The 25145-nt window shown below is 45.7% G+C and carries 20 protein-coding genes; 15 read left to right on the forward strand and 5 right to left on the reverse strand.

Annotation, left to right across the window (positions count from 1 at the left end):
* The first annotated feature begins 83 nt into the window (after window positions 1-83).
* The 5 genes from IGI88_RS07170 (at window position 84) to cydC (ending at window position 7149) form a co-directional block, all read left to right on the forward strand.
* On the forward strand, window positions 84-1049 hold the full coding sequence (locus tag IGI88_RS07170) for a transcriptional activator, Rgg/GadR/MutR family domain protein (RefSeq protein ID WP_429960315.1): 966 nt from the start codon (window positions 84-86) through the stop codon (window positions 1047-1049).
* 182 nt (window positions 1050-1231) lie between these two features.
* Window positions 1232-2662, forward strand: coding sequence for a cytochrome ubiquinol oxidase subunit I (locus tag IGI88_RS07175; RefSeq protein ID WP_005232838.1), 1431 nt, complete (start codon window positions 1232-1234; stop codon window positions 2660-2662).
* The gene (gene cydB, locus IGI88_RS07180; protein ID WP_061053540.1) at window positions 2659-3678 is read left to right on the forward strand and encodes a cytochrome d ubiquinol oxidase subunit II; all 1020 of its coding nucleotides are present in this window, start codon (window positions 2659-2661) and stop codon (window positions 3676-3678) included. Before IGI88_RS07175 ends, cydB begins: the two co-directional genes overlap by 4 nt.
* Window positions 3675-5396 (forward strand): thiol reductant ABC exporter subunit CydD, encoded by a 1722-nt coding sequence (gene cydD / locus IGI88_RS07185; RefSeq protein WP_429960316.1) that lies wholly within the window; start codon window positions 3675-3677, stop codon window positions 5394-5396. Before cydB ends, cydD begins: the two co-directional genes overlap by 4 nt.
* Complete coding sequence (gene cydC, locus IGI88_RS07190; protein WP_101698731.1) at window positions 5389-7149, forward strand: thiol reductant ABC exporter subunit CydC; 1761 nt, start codon at window positions 5389-5391, stop codon at window positions 7147-7149. Before cydD ends, cydC begins: the two co-directional genes overlap by 8 nt.
* A gap of 54 nt (window positions 7150-7203) precedes the next feature.
* Here the strand turns inward: cydC and IGI88_RS07195 are convergent, their stop codons facing one another.
* Window positions 7204-8184, reverse strand: coding sequence for a polyprenyl synthetase family protein (locus tag IGI88_RS07195; RefSeq protein WP_101698732.1), 981 nt, complete (start codon window positions 8182-8184; stop codon window positions 7204-7206).
* Between the two features lie 93 nt (window positions 8185-8277).
* On the opposite strand from IGI88_RS07195, the gene IGI88_RS07200 reads away from it, so the two are divergent.
* From IGI88_RS07200 to IGI88_RS07210, 3 genes are all read left to right on the forward strand, one after another.
* The gene (locus IGI88_RS07200; RefSeq protein WP_005226546.1) at window positions 8278-9180 is read left to right on the forward strand and encodes a prenyltransferase; all 903 of its coding nucleotides are present in this window, start codon (window positions 8278-8280) and stop codon (window positions 9178-9180) included.
* A 31-nt stretch (window positions 9181-9211) separates the two neighbouring features.
* A complete protein-coding gene (locus tag IGI88_RS07205) occupies window positions 9212-10420 on the forward strand; it encodes an NAD(P)/FAD-dependent oxidoreductase (RefSeq protein ID WP_086332848.1) in 1209 nt (402 codons plus the stop codon).
* Window positions 10421-10557: 137 nt separating this feature from the next.
* The gene (locus tag IGI88_RS07210) at window positions 10558-11499 is read left to right on the forward strand and encodes an FAD:protein FMN transferase (RefSeq protein ID WP_005232830.1); all 942 of its coding nucleotides are present in this window, start codon (window positions 10558-10560) and stop codon (window positions 11497-11499) included.
* Between the two features lie 65 nt (window positions 11500-11564).
* Here the strand turns inward: IGI88_RS07210 and IGI88_RS07215 are convergent, their stop codons facing one another.
* On the reverse strand, window positions 11565-12479 hold the full coding sequence (locus IGI88_RS07215) for a LysR family transcriptional regulator (RefSeq protein WP_086294335.1): 915 nt from the start codon (window positions 12477-12479) through the stop codon (window positions 11565-11567).
* A 263-nt stretch (window positions 12480-12742) separates the two neighbouring features.
* On the opposite strand from IGI88_RS07215, the gene IGI88_RS07220 reads away from it, so the two are divergent.
* The 7 genes from IGI88_RS07220 to IGI88_RS07250 all read left to right on the forward strand — a co-directional run bounded on the left by IGI88_RS07220 (window position 12743) and on the right by IGI88_RS07250 (window position 21726).
* Window positions 12743-13348 (forward strand): NADPH-dependent FMN reductase, encoded by a 606-nt coding sequence (locus tag IGI88_RS07220; protein WP_008376652.1) that lies wholly within the window; start codon window positions 12743-12745, stop codon window positions 13346-13348.
* Window positions 13349-13366: 18 nt separating this feature from the next.
* Window positions 13367-15793 carry a flavocytochrome c gene (locus tag IGI88_RS07225; protein ID WP_074535589.1) on the forward strand — a complete coding sequence of 809 codons (2427 nt, stop codon included), beginning with the start codon at window positions 13367-13369 and terminating at the stop codon, window positions 15791-15793.
* Between the two features lie 90 nt (window positions 15794-15883).
* Window positions 15884-17113 carry an L-lactate MFS transporter gene (locus IGI88_RS07230; RefSeq protein WP_061053544.1) on the forward strand — a complete coding sequence of 410 codons (1230 nt, stop codon included), beginning with the start codon at window positions 15884-15886 and terminating at the stop codon, window positions 17111-17113.
* 221 nt (window positions 17114-17334) lie between these two features.
* The gene (locus IGI88_RS07235) at window positions 17335-19437 is read left to right on the forward strand and encodes an SH3 domain-containing protein (RefSeq protein ID WP_101698733.1); all 2103 of its coding nucleotides are present in this window, start codon (window positions 17335-17337) and stop codon (window positions 19435-19437) included.
* 241 nt (window positions 19438-19678) lie between these two features.
* Window positions 19679-20182 carry a general stress protein gene (locus IGI88_RS07240; protein ID WP_008376644.1) on the forward strand — a complete coding sequence of 168 codons (504 nt, stop codon included), beginning with the start codon at window positions 19679-19681 and terminating at the stop codon, window positions 20180-20182.
* Between the two features lie 266 nt (window positions 20183-20448).
* Window positions 20449-21015: a hypothetical protein gene (locus IGI88_RS07245; protein ID WP_086316739.1), complete on the forward strand. Its 567-nt coding sequence runs from the start codon at window positions 20449-20451 to the stop codon at window positions 21013-21015.
* A gap of 297 nt (window positions 21016-21312) precedes the next feature.
* Window positions 21313-21726 (forward strand): phosphate-starvation-inducible PsiE family protein, encoded by a 414-nt coding sequence (locus tag IGI88_RS07250; protein ID WP_010748527.1) that lies wholly within the window; start codon window positions 21313-21315, stop codon window positions 21724-21726.
* Window positions 21727-21759: 33 nt separating this feature from the next.
* On the opposite strand, the gene IGI88_RS07255 is transcribed toward IGI88_RS07250, so the two are convergent.
* From IGI88_RS07255 to IGI88_RS07265, 3 genes are read right to left on the reverse strand one after another with little or no spacing between them, the layout of a single operon-like run.
* Entirely contained in the window at window positions 21760-23631 is a 1872-nt protein-coding gene (locus tag IGI88_RS07255; RefSeq protein WP_194199385.1) for a fructose-1,6-bisphosphatase, read from the reverse strand.
* Window positions 23621-24439 carry a pyruvate, water dikinase regulatory protein gene (locus IGI88_RS07260; RefSeq protein WP_005232818.1) on the reverse strand — a complete coding sequence of 273 codons (819 nt, stop codon included), beginning with the start codon at window positions 24437-24439 and terminating at the stop codon, window positions 23621-23623. The genes IGI88_RS07255 and IGI88_RS07260 overlap by 11 nt, the downstream gene beginning before the upstream one ends.
* Window positions 24440-24451: 12 nt before the next feature.
* Window positions 24452-25087, reverse strand: a complete 636-nt coding sequence (locus tag IGI88_RS07265; RefSeq protein ID WP_194199384.1) for a helix-turn-helix transcriptional regulator — start codon at window positions 25085-25087, stop codon at window positions 24452-24454.
* Between the last annotated feature and the right edge of the window lie 58 nt (window positions 25088-25145).

Here is a 25145-nt window from a genome sequence, read left to right on the forward strand (position 1 = left end):
GTTTCTATAAGATAATTCAACTATAAAGGCTCTTCGGGAAAAGCAACTGCTTATTTCAATATATTGAAAAAGAAGGTGAAAAAATGAACAATTATGGTGCGACAGTGAAAGAGCTTCGCAAAAGCAAAGGCTTGCTGTTGAAGGAATTAGTGGATGAACAATTGTCGATGTCTTTGCTATCGCAATTTGAAAACGGCAAAACGACGATTTCCTGCGAACGATTTCATCGCTTGCTAGATAAATTGGAAGTGAGTTTTGCTGAATTTCAGCTGCTGCATACGGGGGAGCATCATTCAGAGGCTCAAAAGCTAATGGTCGACTATGTCCGTTCGATGGGGATCGAATCCATTGAAGAAGTACCTAAATTAAAAAAGAAATATCAAAAGCTGACCACGTACTTTCAACAGCATTACTCCTTGGAGCTGGACCACTTCTTACAACTGATCCGTTTTGACTACTTGATGAAAGAGGAGCTTTTTAAAGGGGTGCCCATCCAGGAGGCGTACCCGAAACACAATTATTGTTTGGACTCTGCGAAACATTACTTGCTGAATACCGATACATGGGGTGTTTATGAGCTGCGGCTATTTGCCCGCGTAGCAGTTTCGATGGAGCCAGCTTTGCTTTGGCGCTGTTTGACGATCGCCATCAAAAAGAGTCAGCGCTTTGCAAAAATCCCCGGCAACAAAGATATTCTATACAACACGTTTGAGACGGTGTTTTCCGTCTTTGCTGTTTTTGATGAGGTGGATTATGCGGAAAAGACCTTTCATTTATGGCGAGATCATGTTTATGAAAAAGAACACATTGAGCAAGCGATCTTTATGCCGTTTTTTGAAGGCTGGACATGTCTATTAAAACAAAACAAGCCAAAAGCGGCGGACTTAATGCAACAAACGTTAGATCAATTGGAAAGATTAGGGATGAAGACCACGTTTTCCATGTATCAGTCATTAAGCACGTTTGTTTTAAAGGAGGATTTCCCGGGAATTTTATTGAGTGATCCTTTGCTTTCTGAGGGAACTCGTTACGGGTGGGAAGAGCCCTAAAAAGCTATATTCCGCTGATGAAAGCGCCTTATGTTTAAGAATCGGAGAGGAAGTGATTAAAAATCAGTAAATGCAAGCAATTTGCTTCTTTTTTACTGATTAGAGGAGTATATTCGAAGTTGGAATTTTTCTTTCTTTAGAATTATTTTAATGCACTTTTTTATGAAATAGGAGGATGTAGGATGGATATTGTGACACTAGCGCGAATCCAGTTTGCGATGACGACGATTTTTCACTTTTTCTTTGTACCGTTTTCGATCGGAACTGGTGTCGTCGTTGCAATTATGGAGACACTTTATGTGATCAAAAAAGATGAAAAATATCGCCGGATGACGAAGTTTTGGGGAAATATTTTTCTATTAAGTTTTGCTGTCGGGGTCGTGACAGGGATCATTCAAGAATTTCAATTTGGGATGAACTGGTCAGACTATTCTCGTTTTGTCGGGGATATTTTTGGTGCGCCCTTGGCTTTGGAGGCTTTGTTGGCGTTCTTCTTAGAATCGACGTTCTTAGGACTGTGGATCTTTACATGGGATCGGGTCAGTCCGAAGCTGCACGCCACCTTTTTCTGGTTGGTGACGCTTGGTTCGATGCTATCGGCGTTTTGGATCTTAGCTGCCAATAGTTTTATGCAGCATCCAGTGGGGTATACCTTGAACAATGGCCGGGCAGAAATGACTGACTTCGGTGCTTTATTGGCAAATCCACAAGTGTGGTATGAGTTTTTACACGTGATCACCGCAGCCATCACGATGGGCGGGATCATTGTTGCTGGTTTATCAGCCTTTCGTCTATTGAAGAAAGACAAAGACATTGACCGCGATTTCTTCAAAAAATCAATGCGGATCGGTTTTGCGGTGGCATTGTTCGGCTCATTCACCGTCTTGCTAGCCGGGGATGAACAAATGAAATACTTGGTTGAAGAACAACCAATGAAATTTGCCGCAATGGAAGGAACTTATGAAGATACCGGGAGTCCTGCGGCTTGGACTGTCGTTGCTTGGGCGAATGAAGCGGAACATCACCAAGTCTTCGGTATTTCGATTCCATATATGTTGAGTATCTTAGCCTTCAATGAACCCTTCGGCTCAATCGATGGGATGGATACGGTCAATCAGCAATTGATTGAAACCTACGGCGACCGTAATTACTACCCGCCGGTCAACACACTCTTTTGGAGCTTTCGGATCATGGCTGGTTTTGGTGCCTTGATGCTGTTGGTTTCTGGTCTGGGGTTGTATTTTACGCGTAAGAAGAAACCATGGCTCTTTGAAAAACGCTGGTTACTTTGGGTAGTGGCAATCACTTTGTTCACCCCATTTATTGCCAATACAGCTGGTTGGCTGATCACGGAGTTAGGGCGTTACCCATGGACGGTTTACGGCTTGTTTACGATCGAAGATAGTGTGTCACCAAACGTTTCCGTGACCTCTCTCTTGATCTCAAATATCGTTTACTTCCTCTTATTCTCTGGCTTAGGCGGAACAATGGTCTATCTTGTGAAACGGGAAATGGATCATGGACCTGAAAAAGAAGCCTTTGGTGAAATCAGCCAAGGAGACAACCAAGATGGGTACGAAGACCCATTTGATAAGGAGGCGTTTGAAGGATGACCGGTCTGCAATTACTATGGTTCACGTTGATTGGGCTTTTATTTTCCGGATTCTTCTTCTTAGAAGGGTTTGACTTTGGTGTGGGGATGTCTGTGCAGACATTGGCTCACAATGAAGAGGAAAAAGACCAGATCGTTAAAACGATCGGGCCTGTCTGGGATGGCAATGAAGTGTGGCTATTGACCGCCGGCGGAGCGATGTTCGCCTCATTTCCATACTGGTATGCTTCTTTGTTCAGCGGTTTTTATTTGATTTTGCTGTTGATCTTAGTTGGGTTGATCATTCGTGGTGTCTCCTTTGAGTTTCGAGCGAACTTCCCGAAAGAGCACAAAAACATTTGGAACTGGACGTTGACGATCGGCAGTACGATCGTACCGTTTTTCTTCGGTCTGATGTTTGTCAGCATGATCCAAGGAATGCCTTTGGGTGAAGATGGCAACATGACCGCAACCTTTACGGATTACGTCAATCCCTTTTCAATCGTTGGCGGGATCGCGTTGACCTTGTTGTGCTACTTGCACGGATTAAACTATATCGCTTTGAAAACGGAAGGTCCGATTCGGGCACGGGCACGCAACTATGCAAGTATTTTTTATGGCATCCTATATGCAGGCTTAATCGTCTTTGCTGTGATGCTTTACTACCAAACGGATTTCTTTGAGAATCATTTTGCGACAACGCTTGGTTTGTTGCTGGTGATCGTTGTACTGACACTGATTGCAAATATCGGCGTCTTTAAAGGCAAAGAAATGATGGCTTTCATTGCGAGCGGCTTGACGTTGATCGCTTTGGTGGCATTGATCTTCACAGGGTTATTCCCAAGAGTCTTGATCAGTTCGATCGATTCAAGCTATGACCTGTTGATCGCTGATGCGTCTTCAAGCCGCTACACATTGAAGATCATGAGTTATCTTTCACTGACGATCTTGCCTTTCGTCTTGGCCTATACGGCTTGGAGTTACTATATCTTCCGTAAGCGGATCAGTCATACGGAGGCGTTGGAGGGGTATAAATGATTGATAAACAAATCATGAAGCTCCCAGGAATGAAACAACTTTTAGGGCTGCTTGCGGGACTTTCGTTCCTGCAGGCGCTCTTCATTATTGGGCAGGCGTATGGATTGGCACGTGCCATCACTAGCTTATGGGAAGGACGACCATTAGAGGAACAGTGGGGCTGGATTCTGCTGTTCTTTTGTTCGTTTATCGCCCGACAAGCCGTTATCTATTTCCGTTCCAAAAGACTCGATGATTACAGTTACCAGCAAGCCGCCGATCTGCGGGATCAATTATTGGAGAAATTGTTTCGTGTCGGTCCTCAGATCGCACAACAACAAGGGACGGGAAATGTAACAACGATGGTCTTGGAAGGGATCAACCAAGTCGAAAACTACTTGAAATTGATTCTTGCTAAAATCATGAATATGTCGATCATTCCTTGGGTTATTTTGGCACTCGTTTTTTATCTGGATTGGGAATCCGGCTTGGTCTTGCTGTTGGTGTTCCCCTTGATCATCATTTTTATGATCATCTTGGGCTATGCCGCCCAAAGCAAAGCGGAAAAACAATACCGGACGTTTCAATTATTGTCCAATCATTTCATCGATTCTTTGCGAGGGATCGACACGCTGAAATTGTTTGGGGTCAGTAAAAAATATGGCAAAAGTATCTTTGCTTCCAGCGAACGGTTTCGCAAAGCGACGATGGCTTCATTAAAAGTCGGTATTTTATCGACCTTCGCCTTAGACTTTTTCACGACCTTATCGATTGCCGTCGTGGCAGTCTTGCTAGGCTTGCGGCTGATCAATGAAGGAATCTTGCTGTTTCCAGCGTTAACCATCTTGATTTTAGCACCAGAATACTTCTTGCCGATCCGCGACTTTTCCAGTGATTACCATGCAACCTTAGACGGAAAAAATGCGATGACTGCGGTGACGGAGATCTTGCATCAGCCCGAAGCCCAAGTACCGGCAGTAACGGTGCCTCGTTGGCAGGAAGACGCCCAGTTAACGATCGATCAGCTGGCGTTTTCCTACGAGGAAAAAGCGGCTTTGACGGATATCAACTTGAACGTGACTGGCTTCAAAAAGATCGGGATCATCGGTTTGAGCGGTTCTGGCAAGTCTACCTTGATCAATACCTTGAGTGGCTTTCTCGTGCCAGACAGTGGCGAGATCACTCTCGGAGGGGCGAAGACCACGGCCTTTCGCCAAGCAAGCTGGCAAGAACAGCTGATCTATATTCCGCAAAATCCTTATATCTATCGGTTGACCTTGCAGGAAAATGTCGCGTTTTATCAGCCGACAGCTACCAAAGAAGCCGTACTGAAGGCCATTGAAGTGGCAGGCTTGACTGAGCTTTTGGCGGAGCTGCCGCAAGGGTTGGACACGATGTTAGGAGAAGGGGAACGGCATCTAAGTGGCGGACAAGCCCAACGGATCGCTCTAGCCCGTGCCTTTTTAGACCAGCAACGAAAGATTCTTTTGTTTGATGAACCAACGGCTCATTTGGATATTGAAACTGAAGTTGCCTTAAAGGAACGGATGCTGCCGCTGATGGAAAACCGTTTAGTCTTTTTTGCAACCCATCGCTTGCACTGGATGGAAGAAATGGATGAAATCATCGTGATGGATCAAGGAAGAATCGTGGAACAAGGCACCTTGACACAACTGCAGCAAAAGCAAGGTGCTTTTACAGAACTAGTCAATGGAATGAGGAGGGAACAGCTTGAATAAAATCGGCTTATTGCGCTCATTGAAAACCGATACCTGGGTCAAGCCTTTCTTGTCAAAATACAAAAACGTTTTGGCGTTGGCCTTATTCCTAGGCTTCTTGACCTTTTTCTGTGGCGGTGCACTGATGTTTAATTCGGGGTACCTGATCAGCCGCTCGGCATCGATCCCAGAAAACATTCTATTGGTTTACATCCCCATCGTACTGACCCGAGCGTTTGGGATCGGCCGTCCAGTCTTTCGCTATTTGGAACGGTTGACCAGTCATAGCTGGGTCTTGCGCATGACCTCTAATTTACGTTTGAAATTGTACAACGTAGTAGAAAAAGATGCGATCTTCTTTAAGCAAGCGCATCGCACGGGGGATATCTTGGGCTTATTGGCAGAAGATATCAACCATATTCAAAACCTGTATTTGCGGACGATCTTTCCTACCGTGATCGCTTGGATCTTGTATGCGTTCTTGATCATTGGACTCGGCTATTTTTCTTGGTGGTTTGCTTTGGTGATGCTGCTGCTATTAGGAACCATCGTCTTTGTCTTGCCACTTTGGTCGGTGATCATCAACGGCGCGCGGCAAGAAAAGCAAAAACATATGAAAAACAACTTGTATACGACACTGACGGATAATGTATTAGGGGTTTCTGATTGGGTCTTCTCTCAAAGAGGGAGCGAGTACGTGGCTGCCCATAAGGAACTGGAAACGCAGTTGCGGGCGGTGGATGAACAGATGCTGTCCTTTGATCGCCGGCGTGATTTTCTTTTACAAAGCATCTTTGGGGTGATCGCTGTCGCATTGCTGCTTTGGACCAGCATTCGCTTTCCAGGTAACCACGGAGGAGCAGCCAACTGGATCGCTGCCTTTGTCCTGTGTGTCTTTCCTTTAGTTGATGCATTTGCGCCATTACCGTCAGCTGCTCAAGAAACCAATCGCTACAAAGACTCCATCGATCGCTTCAATGCATTGCCAGAAGAAAATCGCCAAGAGGTCTCCATGGAGCAACCGTTAGTACCTGAAGTGACGGGCCTCGTGTCGATCACAGTCAAGGACTTGCATTTTCAGTATCCTGAAGGCAAAGAAGTGCTTTATGGGCTGGATCTAACGATTCCTGCACATCAAAAACTAGCGATCCTTGGCCGCAGCGGTTCTGGGAAAAGTACATTTGCCTCCTTGTTGCGAGGCGATCTGCAACCGACGCAAGGGGCGATCACCTTAAATGACGTGCCAGTGACGGCATTGAGTGAGTCAATCAGTGACTTGATCGGTGTCATCAATCAAAGTCCCTATCTTTTCCATACGACCGTCTTGAATAATATTCGGCTAGGCAATGAGTCGGCTTCGGAAGAAGAAGTCTGGCGCGTACTGGAGCAAGTCGGGTTGAAAGAAATGGTGGCAGCTTTGCCTAATGGTTTGGCGACGATGGTGGATGAAGCCGGCTTGCGTTTTTCTGGTGGAGAACGGCATCGTTTGGCATTGGCGCGAATCTTGCTAAAAGACACCCCAATCATCTTATTGGATGAGCCAACCGTCGGCTTAGACCCAATCACGGAGCAAGGCGTACTTGAAACCTTTTTCCAAGTGCTGGAGAACAAAACGATCATTTGGATCACCCACCACTTGCAAGGAATTTCGATGATGGATCGTGTGCTTTTTATTGAAGATGGTCAGTTGACCATGAGCGGAACACCTGCCGAATTGGCCGCAGAAAATAAACATTTTCAACACTTATTGGCCATTGACCAAGGACGACGATAAAAAAGAGCGTCCATCAATCAGTGATGGACGCTTTTCTTATCATTGCTCTATGGCTCAGTAATTGCGCTGCAAGAGCAGTTCAGTTAATGAACGAATTTTGGCCTTGCTAGGTGCTTCTGGCAGCAGATCGATGTCGTCTAAGGCTTTTTGCGTGTAGGTGACCGCGAAAGCGCGCGCTTTTTCGACACCGCCGTAACGGACGACAAGATCCGCAACTTCTTGGGCTTCTGCCAAGGAGAGTGCTGCTTTTTTATTCAAATAAGGAGCGAATGCTGCAGGTGCCTGTTCTTTGGCAAATAGCAGCGGCAAGGTATAGACCCCTTGCGCCAAATCTTCTAGAATCGGTTTTTTCAAGGTGCCACTATCAGAGGTGTAGTCGAGAATATCGTCGAATACTTGAAAGGCGATCCCGATGTTGCGCCCGATCTCACCAGCTCGTTCTTGGTTTTCTGTGTCGAGGCCGCCAAAATGAGCGCCTTCGAGACAAGCGAGCCAAAACAGTTCAGCGGTTTTGCCGTTGATGCTTTGTAGATAGTCGTCAATCGATTCATGGATGTTGTAGCGAGTGTGCATTTGATCAAGCTCACCTAAAAGGAGTCGTTTCATGGCTTGTGCGTTGGTTTTTAAAAACGGGGAGCCATTCATACTTTCGATCAAAAGCTCAAAAAATTGGGTGAACAGAAGATCACCCGTGTAGACCGCGATATCCTTGCCATATTTGGCTTGAACAGTGACTTGACTGCGCCGCAGCGGCGAATCGTCAATAATGTCGTCATGGATCAAAGTGGCCATGTGTAAAATTTCTAGAGAAGCAGCAATTTTTGTTAATTGGTCGGTTTTTTTATGATGGGGATCGCCTAAGTCAGCAAACAAAAAAAAGAGCGCTGGCCGCAGCATTTTTCCACCTGAATAAGTAAAGTCGATCAAAACATCTTGTATCTCTTTGTTACGAACAGTAACGTGTTCTTCAATGATGGAACATACGGTTTTCAATCGTTGTTCGATCGTCGGATAATCGATCCAAAAGTCAAACATAGTATAACCCTTTCTAACAGTCATTCAGCCCTTATTCTAGCGTAAAGGGGCGTGATTGACTAGTTTAATGCACTCACTAAAGGAGGTGAAGTTGTGACGCTACCTGTATTTTTAGAACTTGTCGAATTTAAAGCAAAAACCGCCAGTATTTTGCCATTTTTTATTGGTGTCTGCTACAGCTGGTACAATTATCAAACGATTCATCTTGGCTATGTCTTGTTGTATTTCATTGCCATGCTGATCTTCAATATGGCGGTGGATATTTTAGATAACTACAACGATTACCATCATGCCACAGAAGGGCATGATTACAAAGAAAAAACCAATATCATTGGTCGGGAACAGTTGTCTGTCAAATTGGTTTTTTGGTTGATGGTCTCCATGATCATCGTTTCCGCCGCCATGGGAATCGCCTTGGCAATGGTAGTTGGTTGGCCGCTCTTTTGGATGGGGCTGTATTGTTACCTAGTCGGGATCTTTTATTCCTCTGGTCCACGGCCGCTTTCTAGTTTGCCTTTAGGCGAGTTCTTTTCCGGCTTTACGATGGGCTTTATGATCTCGTTGATCTGTGTCTACCTTAATGCCTATCAAACCTTTGAATGGAATATTGCCACGATTGGCAGTATTTTCTTGATCTCATTACCCAACACATTATGGATCGCCAACTTGATGCTGGCAAACAACATTTGTGATCTGGAAGAGGATGAAAAAAATGAGCGCTATACGCTGGTGCATTACCTTGGTAAAGCCCGTGCGTTGAAATTATTTATCACAATGAACGTCTTGGCGTTTGTTGCGATCATTGCCTCAGTTGCCCTCAACATTGCGCCTTGGTCACTGGTTCTGACCTTTTTCGCGGCGCCCTTTGTCTGGCAACAGACAAAACGATTTATGCAAAAACAAATCAAAAGAGAGACCTTCATTTGTGCCGTTCGGATCCTTGCGGTCGGAGCATGCGTACAAGTGCTGAGTTTTGCGATTGGTTTGATTTTATAATTTTTACAGCAAAGAAAGGAAGTAAGGAAACATGAAGGAAGTTGTCATTTTAGGAGCAGGGTATGCTGGATTGCGAGCATTGCACGTACTGCAAGGAGCAAAAGAAGCGTTTCACATCACATTGATCGACAAAAACGATTATCATTATGAGGCAACCGATCTTCATGAAGTTGCGGCTGGTACGCAACCAAGAGACCGTATTTGCTATCCCATCAATGATGTCGTTCGTCCCCAAAAGACGAGCTTTGTTCAAAAGGAAGTGGCGTCGATCGATCGTAACCAGCAAGTGATCGTTTTTAAAGATCAATCCACGTGCACGTATGATTATTTGATCGTGGCATTAGGCTTTGAATCAGAATCATTCGGGATCCCTGGTGTCGAGGAGCATGCGTTGGAAATGGTGGATGTCGACTCCGCAGAAAACATCTATCATCATTTGTTGAAACAAATGAAGGCATACAAAGAAACACAAAATCCTGACTACCTAAAAATCGTTGTCTGCGGTGCTGGTTTTACCGGAATCGAATTGCTAGGTTCATTGGTGGAAAACCGTAAAACCTTTGCGAAAGCAGCAGGCGTCAAGCCAGAAGACATCAAACTGTATTGTGTCGAAGCAGTGACTCGTTTATTACCGATGTTTGATGAAAAACTATCGGATTATGGGATCAAAAATCTCGTTAAATGGGGCGTGAACTTCCTGACTGGTAAACCCATCAAATCAATCAAATCGGGTGTCGTTGTCTATCAAGATGATGCCGATACAGGAGCAACAGCTGAATTATCAGCCAAAACCATCGTTTGGACCACAGGCGTCAGCGGCAGCCATGTGATGGCTGAATCAGACTTTTCTGCTCGTCGTGGTCGTGTGATGGTCAATCAAGACCTAACAGACCCTGATCATAGTAACGTCTATGTTGTCGGTGATGTTTCAGCAGTCATGGACCCAGCGACCAATCGCCCGTATCCAACAACGGCTCAAATCGCTTTGAAGATGGGGCAGCATGCGGGTAAAAATATCTTACGTCAAATGAACGGGGAAAAACCAACAGATTTCCACTTTGAATCATTAGGTTCAGTGGCGTCGATCGGCAATACCCATGCCTTTGGCTTAGTAGGGAAAATGGGCATCAAAGGCTATCCCGCTTCCGTGGTGAAAAAAGCCATTATGGACCGTTCCTTGTACCAAACCGGTGGGGTCAAAGAAGTATTGGCGAAAGGCCGCTTCGACTTTTATCATTGAGCAATAGAGACAGCAGACTGCGAGGGTGACCTCGCAGTTTTTTTTTCAAAAAAAGCAGTGGCGGCATCCCGCAGACTACTTTTTTCTCCCAGAAACTGCTATGATAGCCAAAAGAAGAGGACAAAGGAGCAAGGACAATGGCAGAAGGTCAACGAGTGTTACAGGGAATGGGAACGGTGATCACGATTTGGGTGCAGCATGAAACCCCAGAAGTGATCTTAGAGGAAGCAGCGAAAAGAGCCGCGGCCTTTGAACAGCGTTTTAGTGCCAATGACCCTACGTCGGAGTTGATGCAGATCAATCAGCAGGCAGGACAAGGAGCGATCGCCGCCACACCGGAATTGGTTGAATTGATCGCACTAGGGAAAACCCATAGCTTGCCAAAAGATAGCTACTTAAATATTGCCATCGGTCCTTTAGTGCAGGAATGGCGAATCGGGTTTCAAGATGCCCATCTACCAACGCCTGAGAAAATCGCTGAACTGCTGCCAAAGACTGATCCCGCCAAGATCGTTTTGGATGAAACGCTGCAGACCGTTGGGTTAGCTGCCGGCATGAAGCTTGATCTAGGGGCCGTTGCGAAAGGGTATTTTGCTGATTTGTTGATGGCGTATTTCAAGCAGGTCGGTGTCACAGCAGCTTTGATCGATCTTGGGGGCAATGTGGTGACTTACGGCGATGCCCCGAGCCATGCTGATGGCTATTGGCGGATCGGGATCCAAAATCCTTTCTTGCCAAGAGGGAATTTTGTCGCCGCGTTGAAGGTACACAATCAGTCAGTCGTTACATCAGGGATCTATGAACGAACCTATCAGGTAGCGGGCAAGACCTATCATCATATCTTTGATCGAGAAACGGGCTATCCGTTAGAGTCAGCCATTGCCAGTGTCACGATTCTATCCGACAAATCGGTTGATGGAGAGATTTGGACGACCCGCTTATTCGGCAAAGAGCCACCAGCCATCTTGCAGGAGCTGGCGCCGTTAGAAGGGATCACTGGATTAGTCATTACCAAACAAGGTGAATTGATCTATCCGCAAGAATTAGCACGTTTGATCGAAACGCCAACAGCAGAATGAAAACAAGCAGCGACTACCTAGGAATATAGGTGATCGCTGCTTGTTTTTTTTGTAAAAAAAGAAAGTTAGACGTGGTGCAAAAAGGCCTCGATCAAGGCGGCTTCGCTGTTTGACAATGCCCGTTCGGCTTGGTGGGCAATAAAATAGGTGAGGGACAAGAGTTCCTCTGGCATTGGATAAAGATTAAAAGGGGTCGCGGTCGCTGCTTGTAGCACGCTTTCTGGTACGATCGCAATCCCAAGGTTGTTTTCTGCCAATGCCGCTGCTGTATAAATATTGCTGCTTTCTATGAGAACCGTCGCCTCTACTTTGTATTTTTGCAGCAATTGATCGATTTGGCGCCGAATCGCCGAGCCGCTGGCGGTCAAAATCAATGGACTTTGCAGCAAGTCTTTGACGGCCAATGAATCAGGCGCTAAATACCGCTTCTCTGGTTGATACAGGGAAGAACAAGGCGGAATGATCGCTAGATACCGTTCTTGATTGGTACTGTGGACCGTTAGATTCGGTGCGATCGTCTCAGGATTTTGTCCGATAAAAAAGTCCAGCTGCCCATTCAGCAGGCGTTTTTCATTGTGCTTCGGCAGGTCTTCCCGCAAGAAAAAGTGCACGTTGGGATAGTGTTCATAATACGCAGGCAAAAAGAGCGGCAGCAGGTAAGAACCAAGGCTTGGCAAGATGCCTAAGCGCAAAGAACGCTTCTCGGTCGCGGTATACCAAGACAGCCGACTTTTCAATTTGGCAGATTCTGTTTCCAAGGTTTCTAGATATTGATAATAGATTTTACCAGCTTCCGTCAGTTGAAAATGTCCCGGCTGCCGATTGATGATGGGGGTCCCTAGCTCTTGCTCGGCTCGTTTCACGGTTTGCGTCAAGTAAGGCTGTGAAATGTAGAGATCTTTGGCGGCTTTGGTGTAGTTGCTATGCTTTAACAAGGTATCGAGGTATTGCAGCATCAGATGGGAATCTTTAAGTGCCATCGCGTTGTCCTCCTGGTCATTTTTCTCATTATAACAAATTTGTTATCGATGGATAATTAAATAAATATTTCACAAATAAAGAATTCAGCCGTACACTTAATGGGTACTTGGGGAAGATTTTTTTGTTTAGGAAGAAGCCTTTCATCTCAGTAGGTCGTAAAAAACAACTTGAGAAACGATTGAAAAAAGAAATCAAAGCCAATGGTCAAAAACTTTTTATTTTTTGTTAAATGTTAAATTATTCACAATTAGGAGAGATGATAATGAAATTGATTGGAATCGTAGGAACCAACTCGACGCGTTCGACCAACCGTCGCTTACTGCAATTTATTCAAAGCCATTTTAGTGACCAAGCGGAGATCGAACTTTGCGAAATCAGTGATCTGCCGGCATTTAATGAACCAGAAGATCGGACGGCACCAGCGGCAGTCCAAGCCTTGTCAGAGAAGATCGAAGCAGCAGATGGGGTAATCATCAGTACACCAGAATACGACCACTCGATCCCAGCGGTGTTAAAAAGCATGATCGAATGGCTTTCTTATACGACGCGGCCTTTGATCGATAAACCAGTGATGATCACGGGTGCTTCTCTTGGTGCATTAGGTTCATCGAGAGCCCAAGCCCACTTGCGTCAGATCTTAGATGCGCCTGAAGTAAAAGCCCGAATCATGCCGAGTGCGGAATTTTTGTTAGGGCATTCCATGCAAGCCTTCGATGAACAAGGAAACTTGATCGATAACGAAAAAGTTGCCGAACTAGAAGACTGTTTCAATGAATTTGTCTTGTTCGTCGAAATCACGAACCGTCTGGTCAGTGAATATTCAACGGCTAAAGAACGAGCAAAGAAATTTTCGTGGGAACAAGCATAAGAAAGAGAGGAACTAGTCATGAAATTTGTCGGCCTAATCGGAACGAACGCCAAAAAATCGACCAATCGCCAATTAGTAGCGTTTATGCAGCGAGAATTTGCTGCCCTAGCAGAAATTGAACTGCTGGAAATCAAGGATGTTCCAATGTTCAATGAAACACAAGATCAAACCAATAGCGAAGTGATCCAACGGTTAAATAGCAAGATTTTAGCAGCCGATGGAGTGATTATCGCAACACCAGAGCATAACCATTCGATTCCTTCCGCATTGAAAAGCGTCTTGGAATGGCTCTCCTTCAATCTCCATCCCTTTGATGGCAAACCAGTGATGATCGTCGGCGCATCCTACGATGTGCAAGGCTCCTCCCGAGCACAGCTTCATTTGCGCCAAATCCTTGACGCTCCAGGTGTCAATGCGACAGTCATGCCAGGAAATGAGTTCTTGCTGGGGCGTGCGCATCAAGCCTTTGATGAACAAGGCAATTTAAAAGATCAACGAACGATCGACTTTTTGGAAAGCTGTTTCCGCAAGTTCGTTCGGTTTACGGAAGTCGCTAATTTGTTGAACGTACCAGAAGAAGTCGTTTATGAGCCTGGTGAATACACCGTCACAGCACCAGGACATAACGGGGATCTACCAATGGTCGTCAAATTGAGCGAAGAACGGATCGAAGCCATCGATATCGATACGTCTGGTGAATCAGAAGGGATCGCTGATGTCGTTTTCGTACGGATTCCTCAAGAGATTATTGAAGGGCAAACCTTAAATGTCGATGCGATCTCTGGTGCTTCGGTTACTAGTAACGGTGTCGTCGATGGGGTAGCAAAAGCCGTGAAAATGGCTGGTGCGAACCCAGATGTCTTGCGCAAACGTCCAAAAGCCGCCAGTGCTTTACAAACAGAAGATGAAACGTATACTACCGATGTCGTTGTCGTAGGTGGCGGTGGCGCAGGTCTGAGTGCAGCTGCCAGTGTGCTGCAAGCCAATAAAGACGTGATCTTAGTAGAAAAATTCCCAGCGATCGGCGGCAATACCGTACGTACTGGCGGACCGATGAATGCTGCGGATCCAAAATGGCAAAACGGCTTCTCCGCATTGCCTGGCGAACGCAGTGCTTTAGAAGAAGTGCTGACGATCGATGAACAAGACATCGATGCAGAATACTTGCCAGACTTCAAAGCTTTGAAGGCACAAATCACTGCGTATCTTTCAGAAACGACGCCAGAAAAAGAATACTTGTTTGATTCTGCTTTGTGGCATCGAATCCAAACTTATCTAGGCGGAAAACGAAAAGATTTGAATGGGCAACCGATCTATGGGAAGTACGAGCTAGTGAAAATCTTGACGGATCAAGCATTGGCCTCAGTGAAATGGTTAGAAGAAATCGGCGTAGAATTTGATATGAACAATGTCGATATGCCAGTAGGAGCGAAATGGCGCCGTGGGCATAAACCAGTCAAAAACGAAGGGTATGCCTTTGTATCGGCTTTGCATCAATTCGTGAAAGAACATGGCGGAACGATCTTAACCGATACGCCTGTCAAAGAATTATTGATCGAAGATGGTAAGGTTACTGGAATCATCGGGGAAGGCCGTAACGGTCAAAAAATCACAATCCATGCCAAAGCAGTGATTTTGGCTTCCGGCGGGTTCGGAGCGAACACCAAAATGTTGAAACAATACAATACCTATTGGACAGAGATCGAAGACGATATCAAAACGTCAAATTCACCAGCGATCACTGGTGACGGGATCAAACTAGGGGAAAGTGCTGGCGCGGACCTTGTTGGCATGGGCTTTTCACAAATGATGCCCGTATCTGATCCGAACACAGGGGCTTTATTCAGTGGGCTGCAAGTGCCGCCAGCTAACTTTGTGATGGTCAATCAAAAGGGTGAGCGCTTTGTCAATGAATACGAAAGTCGCGATGTATTGACCCAAGCGGCGATCGATAATGGCGGATTGTTCTATTTGATCGCGGATGAAGAGATCAAGAAAACCGCTTATAACACGAGCCAAGAAAAAATCGATAAGCAAGTAGCTGCTGGTACGCTGTTCCGCAGTGAGACCTTGGCTGGCCTGGCAGAGCAGATCAATGTTGATCCAGCCGTCTTAGAGGCGACCGTTGCGAAATACAACAGCTATGTGGATGCTGGGAAAGACCCAGAGTTTGGCAAAGATGTTTTCGACTTGAAAGTGGAAAAAGCGCCTTTCTATGCCACACCAAGAAAACCAGCGGTTCACCACACGATGGGAGGATTGAAGATCGATCCGCAAACCCATGTGTTGACGAAGGAAGATCAAATCATTGAAGGACTGTATGCAGCAGGAGAAGTTGCTGGGGGGATCCATGCCGGCAATCGCTTAGGCGGCAATTCGTTGACAGACATCTTTACTTTTGGCCGGATTGCTGGAAAGACAGCAGTCGCAGAACATCTCGAATAAAAAGCCTTGCGCGTTGTGACTTGTCACGCGCGCTAGCTTTTGAAAAAACATGTGAATAAAGTAACATGCTTAAAATAAAGGAGAGAAAAAATGGAAACAAAAATCAATCGCTGGCTGATTCTGATCGCTTCGACCGCAGTGTTGCTGTGTACGGGCGCTGTATACGCCTTTAGTGTCTTTGCAGGACCTCTTAGTCAATTAAAAGGTTGGTCCATGGAAGAGATCATGCTAGCCTTTACCATCAATGCCGCAGTTGGCCCGATTACCATGATTTTGGGTGGTTTGCTGACAGACCGAGGAGCCGCTAGATGGGTCATCGCTGGTGGAGGCGTGTTGTTCGGAGCAGGTTTCTTCCTGACGGGTTTGGTCAACTCACCCGCTATGCTGTACCTGACTTATGGAGTCTTTGCTGGTTTAGGGCAAGGCTTTGCCTATTCGGCTTGTTTAAGCAATACGATTCGGTTATTCCCGGATAAACGGGGACTGGCTTCGGGCTTGATCACAGCAGGTATGGGTGGGGCAGCGATTATTGCCGCACCGATTGCGAATCGTTTGATCGAATCACAAGATGTCTTAGCGGCGTTTCGGATTTTAGGAATTGCCTATATCGTGATCGTCTTGGTGGCTAGTCTATTTATTCGTAAAGCACCAGAAAATTACCGTCCAGCAGGTTGGCAACCAGCGGATCAAGGAAAAAATGGTCCTCAAATCAATCTAAATTGGTTGGACATGCTGAAGACACCAACTTTTTACTTGATTATTGTTATGTTAGGGGTAGGGGCTTTCTCAGGTTTGATGATTGCTTCCAACGCCTCAGTGATCGGGCAAAGTATGTTTGGTTTGACGGCCGCTGCCGCTGCCTTTTATGTCAGCTTGTACTCATTGAGCAACTGTTTTGGTCGTGTCCTTTGGGGCACCGTTTCTGATAAAATTGGTCGGACGAATACGTTGATGATCATCTATGGCGTGGTGGCATTGTCCTTATTCTTATTGACGCTTGGTCAAACAACTGTGATCTTCACTGTCGGGATCATCGGTTTAGGACTGTGCTTCGGGGGCGTGATGGGGGTTTTCCCATCGATCGTTATGGAAAATTACGGACCGATCAATCAAGGGGTCAACTATGGAATCGTCTTTATTGGTTATTCTACGGCGGCATTCTTTGGCCCCAGAGTGGCAGCAGCAATCGCAGAAAGTAACCAAGGAGATTATACAAAAGCCTTCTATACGGCAATTTTCTTAGCAGTTTTTGGACTTGTTCTCAACATAGGCTATGCGATGCTAAAAAAAGCCAAAAAGCCCGCACCTGTTATTAAATAACAATTCACCAAAAGTAGTCTTTTTGATAAAGGCTGCTTTTTTTGTGCTAAAACAACTCTTTTTTCTTTTTTTAGAACAGAGTATTGGCTGATGAAGCAAAAGAGAAAACTGTTTCATAGCAAGAATTTATCTCGTTGATTTCACTGTTTTTTCATCTTAACCCCCCATTTTTTAATAAATCGTGTTACAATAAAAAAAGGCTAATACGACGGAGGGATTAAATGACAATTCGTAAAGAACGACGCCGCTTAGAAAAGCGCTTGAAGCGCACGCAATATACCCAAAAAAGTATTACGATGGCTACTACTTTAGTAGCGGGATCAACGTTTATCCCGACCTTAGGGCATGCGGCTGAAACGGCAACGACAGAAACCAGCAATGACCTTAAGGTCGTTGAACAAACAACAAACACTACACCAGAAACCGACAGCACGCCGGTTGAGGAAACGACAGAATCGACGACAGCACCTGTTGTGACCGAAGAAACTTCGGAAATAACGGAGGAGTCAGGAGCTGAAGCAGTTACTGAGGGATCAGAAACAGCGACGACAGAAAGCACAACAGTCGCTAGTGATGAAGTCTTAGAAGCAGATGAAGTACCATCAGCCCTTTCTGATTTGACTAGTCGGGCATTATTTTCACGGGCAACGATCGATCCGGCTGCCTTTATCACTCAGATTTGCGGCTATGCAACGGAAGTGGCGGCAGCAAACGATCTGTATGCTTCTGTTATGATGGCACAAGCGATTTTGGAATCAGGTTGGGGCGCCTCGACTTTGACGACCACGGCCAACAATATGTTTGGGATCAAAGGCAGCTACAACGGCCAATACGTGACGATGGATACCTATGAAGATGATGGTTCTGGCAATTATTATTTGATCAGCGCTAAGTTTCGGAAATACCCATCATTAAAAGAGTCTTTTGAAGACAATGCATATGTGTTGCGCAACACGAGTTTTTCTAGCGGCAACTACTATTACAGCGGTGCATGGAAAAGCAATACGACCTCTTACACGCAAGCAACCGCTTGGCTACAAGGGCGGTATGCAACCGATACTTCTTATGCCAGCAAATTAAACAATTTGATCAGTACGTATAATTTAACGCAATATGATACTGGCAGCTCAAACACAGGTGGCGGCAATAGCAATGAAACGATCGTCAGTGATGAAACAGCGATCAATCAGCAGATGAAAACCACGTCATCTATGAATATTCGTTCCGATGCTTCCACCAGTGCCTCTATTACTGGTTCGTTAGCAGCTAATACGACGTTTACGGCAACGGCGACCAAAACCGGCACCAGCGTCAATGGCAACACCACGTGGTATAAGATTTCTGGCAAAGGTTGGGTCAGCGGCGCGTATTTGACGAAGGTTTCGACCGACTCTTCAAACAACAATAGCGGATCAGGCAACACCGGTTCTGACAATGGCAATTCCGGTACGACGATCAACAAGCAAATGAAGACGACGGAAGCGATGAATATTCGTTCTAGCGCGTCCACTAGCGGATCAGTGGTAGGGTCACTTAGCAAAGGCACGACCTTTACTGCCACTTCCATGAAAACCGGCACATCAGTCAATGGCAACAAAAATTGGTATTATGTCTCTGGCAAAGGTTGGGTCAGCGGTGCCTACCTTACTGAAGTGACCAACAATAATGCTTCTGAAGCGGAAAAAGAAGACAATGGTTCAAGTATCAATCAACAAATGAAAACGACGGCCGCATTGAATGTCCGCTCCGATGCTTCTACCAGCAGCCGTGTCGTGACAACGCTTGGTCAAGGGGTGACCGTTACCGTGACAGCGAAAAAGAACGGCACTTCAGTGGAAGGCAATAAAACGTGGTACTACGTTTCTGGCAAAGGTTGGGTCAGTGGTGCCTACTTGACAACAACCAGCAGCTCTTCCAATAATAACGGTTCAACAACCACAAATCAGCAAATGAAAACCACCGAGATTTTAAATGTTCGTTCCGATGCTTCTACCAGCAGTAGTATTACTGGTTCTTTAAGTAAAGGAGCAACCGTCACGGTTACCGCAACAAAAACCGGGACGACCGTCAATGGCACGAACAAATGGTATTATGTTTCTGGCAAAGGCTGGGTCAGTGGTGCCTACTTGACGTCTGCTAGCAGTGGGTCTTCTAATACGAATACCAGCAGCAGTTCAACGAAGACGCACACGGTGAAATCAGGGGACAGCTTATGGTCACTGGCACAAAAATATAATACCAGCATCAGCCAACTCGCATCATGGAACAACATCAACAGCAGCTATACGATCTTTGTCGGTCAAAAACTGATCGTTTCCAAGTAACAAGCAAAAAAACCGCGTGCAAGCCATTGGCTCACGCGGTTTTTTTATGATGGATCCGCTTCTTCCGGAGCAGCTAGTTTTTTTTCAAGAAACCGCTTGTTTTCCGTAAGCGCAATCAAACTATTTGGTCAATCATAGAACCCTGCGTTAGAATGAAAGAAGCAATAGAAATTGCTAGTTTTAAAGGAATTGCTTCAGAACCAGAACGATCGAAGCGTACACAAAATAAGGAGGATTTCACATGCACAACAGAAACCTAACGATTATTGGCAGTTACGACACTCGAACAGAAGTATTACCGGTTATTGAGCAATTGACAAACGAAGGCTATGGCAAAGAGGATATCGTGCTGTTTGCGAATCAAACAGTCATCGATCAATTTGGGTTAGAATCCATCGACGATGTGGAAGTGGAGCAGGCAGCTAGTGAGGATGAAGATCGTTCGCTTTGGGAAAAAATCAAAGATGCTTTTTCTTTCGGCGATTCCGATCATAGGCATGATGAGCATGATCCGTTATATGGTTATCGTGATGACCTTGAACGAGACAAACTCGTTGTCGGTGTCTACGATTATCAGCCGATGGACAAAATAACCGATCGTGATGCAGATACTGGTCCGATCATCGATCAACCGTTACCAGGCGAAACAGCAATGCCAGATGAGTCCGTCCATCCAACGCCCCGCATGGGAGACAGCGATATTGAAGCACCGATCCATGACCCCAACCATCTGCGTAACTTATAAATAGAAGGGGTTAAACAATAAAGGAATCATTAAAGCCAGAGGAACAAGCATCCGTCGCACCTGCCAACCCTTAGTGAAGGGATGGGCCCGCAGGTGATCGGCAGTTGTCCTCGGGCTTTTTTTGTGCAACGGACAATTATGTCTTTGTCATTTTTGAAAATAAAACTTAATTTGTTGACGATTGCTTTTTTTTGTATAATATAAGAATGAGATAGAGCGTTGTCGGAAGAGCCAACCACATTTTTGGGGAAAGGATGGGGAGTGCGATGAAATTCAAGTTCAATATGCAGTCGGCATTAGTCAGTTGTTTTGTTGCGGTTTTTTTGAGTGTGGCGATCAATCAAGACGCCAATGCCTTTGTGGCTGCGCCCTTTGTACGAGATTCTTCCAGTAGTTCCTCCGAGCCACCTTACCAGACAGCAAGCAGCAGTATCGAAGAAACCTCTGATTCCAGTCAGATTTTTTATGAAGCCAGTGTTAGTTCTTACACATCGTCTTCAACGACTAGTCGCTCGATCGAAGCGTCGACAAATGAAGGCACGTCTGTTTCCGTAAGTGAAGCAGAGACAGATCCTAGCGTCAGCACTTCTGCAAGTAGCGAAAGCAGTTCGAGTACCGCTCCGAGTGGCGGATCAACCACCACCAGCGATACTTCTAGCAGTAGCGCTAGCAGCAGTTCTTCAAGCTCTTCCAGTACGAGTTCGACCAGTACTACAACAAGCAGCTCCAGCAGTGAAACGACTGAGCCGTCTTCAGAAACCTCCAATAGCGACGACGAAGCCGCGGAAGATACGAGTGAAAATGTTGATCTAACAGTCGAAGGGGCTCACTGAGCCTGACTGTAAAAATCAATCTCATCTAAAGGGACCATTTCAGCTAGGCCTTGTGCCTAGCTTTTTTATTTGCTTATGTTCAGAGCCACGAACACACCAAGTGCACGAAGGATGCGCGATTCCTCACTCTGAGACTTCAAAAAGTAGCAAAGAGGAAGGTTTTTTGGAGGATTGCTGGAACAGAAAAGAGCTGTCTTACGTTTTTATTCACTGCCTCCATAAAAAAAGCTGCACTTGCAAGCATATCATAAAGTGATTCTGAGTAGTTTCGCTATAATAAGTGCGAGGAGGGGTGTTATGGGAAAGTATTTTAAGCACTTCGAAAAAATGATTAGTGTGATTGTTGATATTATGTTAGGACTGTTGGTTCTTTTGGTTTTGGTGGTGATGGCGGAAGCGATCTACAAAATCGTTGTCCATGTGATCCCACTGCATGAAGTTAGCGATCTTTCCTTATTGATCGAAGAGATCGCGACATTGTTTATTTTACTGGAAATTATTTTGATGTTATTGCGTTACGTAAAAGAAGGTCACCATATTCCGGTGCGTTACTTGATTTTGATCAGTATTACAGCAATTTTAAGAGAGCTACTTTTGGCACAAGGAAAAGGGTTAGAAACGCTCTTTTTGGCCTTAGCGATCTTGGTCTTGATCATTGTGCTGCAGGCGTTGGAAAAACTCAAAGCCTTTCATAGTTCTAAAGGACTGTAAAAAAAATCATCCGATTGTTTGACGAATGACTCGTCAAGGGATCGGATGATTTTTTAATTCTTCAAAAAGCACTCGGCTTTCTTGCTGCAGCCGCTTGCCGATATCTGTTTGCCCTACCGTTGTTCTTTCCGTTTGCCGCACGACGATTTTTTTCTGAGTGACGATGTCACGTCGCTGCTGGATGGCTTGCTGGCGATCTGTAAAGGGTTGATGGGCTGCTAAGGTCATGCCGAAGGAATTTGACAACAGCGTGTAACCAGCAATGCCTGTGACGGATTGATAGGAGCGAGAGAGTCCGCCATCGATCACCAATAAACGACCATTTGCCTTGATGGGCGTCTCACCTTTACGCACTTTGACAGGGGTGTGGCCATTGATGATGTGGCCTGTCGGCGGCAGACCGAAGGCAGCTAGGACACGGCAGCAGAAGTCTTCGTTTTCCCTTAAAGAATAATAGGCATTTTTTTGTTCCGTATGGGTGTTGCGATCTGCTATAAAGTAGCGCTCAAAGGTTTTCATGGCTTTTTTGCCGAAGAGGGAAGAGCCTTCGCCGCACCAAAGATACCAGATCATATCGGTGGCAAGGTCTATTTGCTTTTCTGGTTGGGCAAAGCTTTCCTGCAAACATTGCTGAAAAAAGTCCATCAACGCTTTGCCTGCTAAGGGCTGCTGCTGGAAAGTAAAGGCCAGGAAATCGCCGTTTTCCTGACAAGGCAGGCAGCCGTGATACAGCAGGTTGTCGTTGAAGCGCTGGTACAATGTGCCATGCTCAACTAAAAAGCGCATATGCGCAGCTAAGCGGGGCGAGCGTTGAAATTGGCTCAGCAAATCTTGCAATACTTCATGTTCTTCGGCTGTCAAACGGTAAGGATCATCGGGATCTACTAGTTGAAAACAGCCGTTGATCAAAGGATAGGTCTGGTCTAGCTGGATTTGTTGCCGATCTTGAGACAAGCGATGCAATAAGCAGCGCTCTGCCAGCGCAAATGCCGGTCGCCGCTGGATCACGGCTGCTTCGACTTTGAATTGGATGATGGCAAATGCCTGCTGCAAAAGCATGGCGGCTTTTTTTTGCTGGCTTGATAAAGGGTCCACTGTTTTTTGCGGATAAAAGCCGGCATTTTCTGTGTAATATTTTTGGCTAAAAGCCAGTGCTTTTGATAGATCGATCCCATAACCATCTTGTAATAATGCCAAATTGCCGTAGCGAGCAGCGATGCGGATCGTATTGGCCAAACAGGGCAGCGAGCCGCAAAAGCTACCGATCCACAAGATATCATGGTTGCCTAGCTGAATATCCAGTGAAGGCAAAGTCATCAAGCGATCGACGATTTTGTCTGGCGCCGGTCCTCGATCATAGATATCGCCTAAGACATGGAGATGGTCCACTACGAAACGCTGAATCAAGTACGCCAGTTCTTGGCAAAAAAGCGGGGCTGCCTCTAATTCAATGATCTTATCAAAAATCGCCTGATAGTAAGCTTCTTTATTGAAGTCGGCATCATATTGGTACAACAGTTCTTCTAAGATGTAAGCAAAAGAAGTCGGCAATGCTTTGCGTACCTTGGAGCGTGTGTATTTACTGGAAGTAAAGCGGGCAACTTTCACTAGCTGTGCCATCTTCAAGCGCCAATCGGCAGGGGTCCAGGCCTGTTCTTGTAATAGCTCCTCTGGATAATAAATGACAAAACAGAGTTCGGTCTGTTCTTCTTTCGTCAAGACACCGGTAAACAAAGTCTCGACTTTTTCTCGAATACTGCCAGAACCATTCCGCAAAATATGGTCAAAGGCATCGTATTCGCCATGCAGATCGCTGACAAAATGCTCGGTAGCTTTCGGCAGCTGCTGGATGGCTTCCAAGTTGATGATCTCGGTCAGGTTTGCCAAGGTGTCTTTATTGAACATGGGCCTGTTCTTTGGCTTGTTCTTCAATCAGCATCGCGCTTTCTTCAATGGAGCGTTTGCTGACATCGATCACCGGAATGTTCAGCTTTTTGAACCATTCATTCGCGTAGGCTAATTCTGCTTCGATTCGTTCACAATTGGTGTAATGGGTTTCTTCTTTCAAGCCCAATGAATGCATCCGGGACCGCCGGATTTCCGTAAGGGATTCTGGATTCGTAGTCAAACCGACCATTTTCCGTGGGTCTACTTGGTGCACTTCGGCTGGCAAAGCGACTTCAGGAATCAAAGGCAGATTCGCCACTTTGTAGCCGCGATTTGCCATGTATAGGCTCAATGGGGTCTTTGAGGTTCGCGAAACCCCTAATAGGACAAAGTCAGCATCGAGAAATCCCCGTGGGTCTTTGCCGTCGTCGTATTTCACCGCAAATTCCATCGCGGCCACCCGGCTGAAATATGCTTGGTTCAAGCGATGCAAGGCACCAGGCTCTTGGACGGCTTCTACACCGAATGTTTTTTCCAGCATCGTGGTCAAGGGCGACATAAAGTCGACATGCTGCAAGCCAGTCCGTTTGGCAAAGGCATCAACAAAAGCGACTAATTCTTTATTGACTAAGGTGGTAACGACGATCGATTTGTCTAGCAAGGCATCTTTGAGGATCTCGCCTAAGCTCTCTTCATCATTAGTAAAGGGAAAGAGCTGGATATCTGAAAGGTCGATCGTGGGAAACTGCGCGGAAACGGCGGCGATCAGCTTTTGTGCCGTTTCGCCTACGGAATCTGAAATCAAATATATTCGAACGTTCTTCATTGTTTTTGCCCCCTAAAAGTGTGTGTTGTCGCTGTCATTGCCTGCTTGAATAAAGTAATTCATCAGCCGCGTCTTCGTGATTTTGCCGATGACTTTTTTTGGTTCCTGTGGATCGACCACTGGCAAGGTATCGACTTCATGTCGTCCTAACAACGTACCAGCCGTCAAGATCGTTTCTTCCGGTGTGATGGTCACGATGTTTGGCATGCGAGTCATGATCATCGCTACGGGTGTTTTTTCCGGTACGGCATTGCTGATCGCAAAGCGCAGCAGATCTTTGCGGGAGAGTACCCCAATCAGTTCGTCTTGGTCATTTTTGACATAGAGGGAACCGACATCGTACATAAACAAAGTCGTGACTGCTTCATAAACGGAGACCGTTTGTGAGATCAGCAACGGTGGGATCATGACTTCTGCAACTTTGGTATGGTAGAGTTTTTCGAAAAGCAAAGGCTCAACGGTTTGTCCTGTATAGAAATAGCCGACTTTCGGTCGGGCGTCTAATAAACCGGTCATGGTCAAAATCGATAAGTCATTCCGCAAGGTTGCGCGGCTCAAACCCAACTGCTTCGCAATGGTCTCCCCACTGATCGGCTGATGCTCTTTGACGATCTCAATGATTTTCATTTGTCTTTGGCTTAATTCCAATGTGTCACCTTCTTTCTTTTATGTGCTATGCTATTGATTATATGATTTTCCGAATGAA

This window comes from Enterococcus sp. AZ179 (genome assembly GCF_050498885.1).
Taxonomy (GTDB): Bacteria; Bacillota; Bacilli; order Lactobacillales; family Enterococcaceae; genus Enterococcus_D; species Enterococcus_D entomosocium.

Coding starts and splice junctions, on each gene's coding strand:
- IGI88_RS07170 (WP_429960315.1), top strand. CDS start 84: ATGAACAATTATGGTGCGACAGTGAAAGAGCTTCGCAAAAGCAAAGGC.
- IGI88_RS07175 (WP_005232838.1), top strand. CDS start 1,232: ATGGATATTGTGACACTAGCGCGAATCCAGTTTGCGATGACGACGATT.
- cydB (WP_061053540.1), top strand. CDS start 2,659: ATGACCGGTCTGCAATTACTATGGTTCACGTTGATTGGGCTTTTATTT.
- cydD (WP_429960316.1), top strand. CDS start 3,675: ATGATTGATAAACAAATCATGAAGCTCCCAGGAATGAAACAACTTTTA.
- IGI88_RS07195 (WP_101698732.1), bottom strand. CDS start 8,184: ATGTTTGACTTTTGGATCGATTATCCGACGATCGAACAACGATTGAAA.
- IGI88_RS07205 (WP_086332848.1), top strand. CDS start 9,212: ATGAAGGAAGTTGTCATTTTAGGAGCAGGGTATGCTGGATTGCGAGCA.
- IGI88_RS07210 (WP_005232830.1), top strand. CDS start 10,558: ATGGCAGAAGGTCAACGAGTGTTACAGGGAATGGGAACGGTGATCACG.
- IGI88_RS07215 (WP_086294335.1), bottom strand. CDS start 12,479: ATGGCACTTAAAGATTCCCATCTGATGCTGCAATACCTCGATACCTTG.
- IGI88_RS07220 (WP_008376652.1), top strand. CDS start 12,743: ATGAAATTGATTGGAATCGTAGGAACCAACTCGACGCGTTCGACCAAC.
- IGI88_RS07225 (WP_074535589.1), top strand. CDS start 13,367: ATGAAATTTGTCGGCCTAATCGGAACGAACGCCAAAAAATCGACCAAT.
- IGI88_RS07230 (WP_061053544.1), top strand. CDS start 15,884: ATGGAAACAAAAATCAATCGCTGGCTGATTCTGATCGCTTCGACCGCA.
- IGI88_RS07235 (WP_101698733.1), top strand. CDS start 17,335: ATGACAATTCGTAAAGAACGACGCCGCTTAGAAAAGCGCTTGAAGCGC.
- IGI88_RS07240 (WP_008376644.1), top strand. CDS start 19,679: ATGCACAACAGAAACCTAACGATTATTGGCAGTTACGACACTCGAACA.
- IGI88_RS07245 (WP_086316739.1), top strand. CDS start 20,449: ATGAAATTCAAGTTCAATATGCAGTCGGCATTAGTCAGTTGTTTTGTT.
- IGI88_RS07250 (WP_010748527.1), top strand. CDS start 21,313: ATGGGAAAGTATTTTAAGCACTTCGAAAAAATGATTAGTGTGATTGTT.
- IGI88_RS07255 (WP_194199385.1), bottom strand. CDS start 23,631: ATGTTCAATAAAGACACCTTGGCAAACCTGACCGAGATCATCAACTTG.
- IGI88_RS07260 (WP_005232818.1), bottom strand. CDS start 24,439: ATGAAGAACGTTCGAATATATTTGATTTCAGATTCCGTAGGCGAAACG.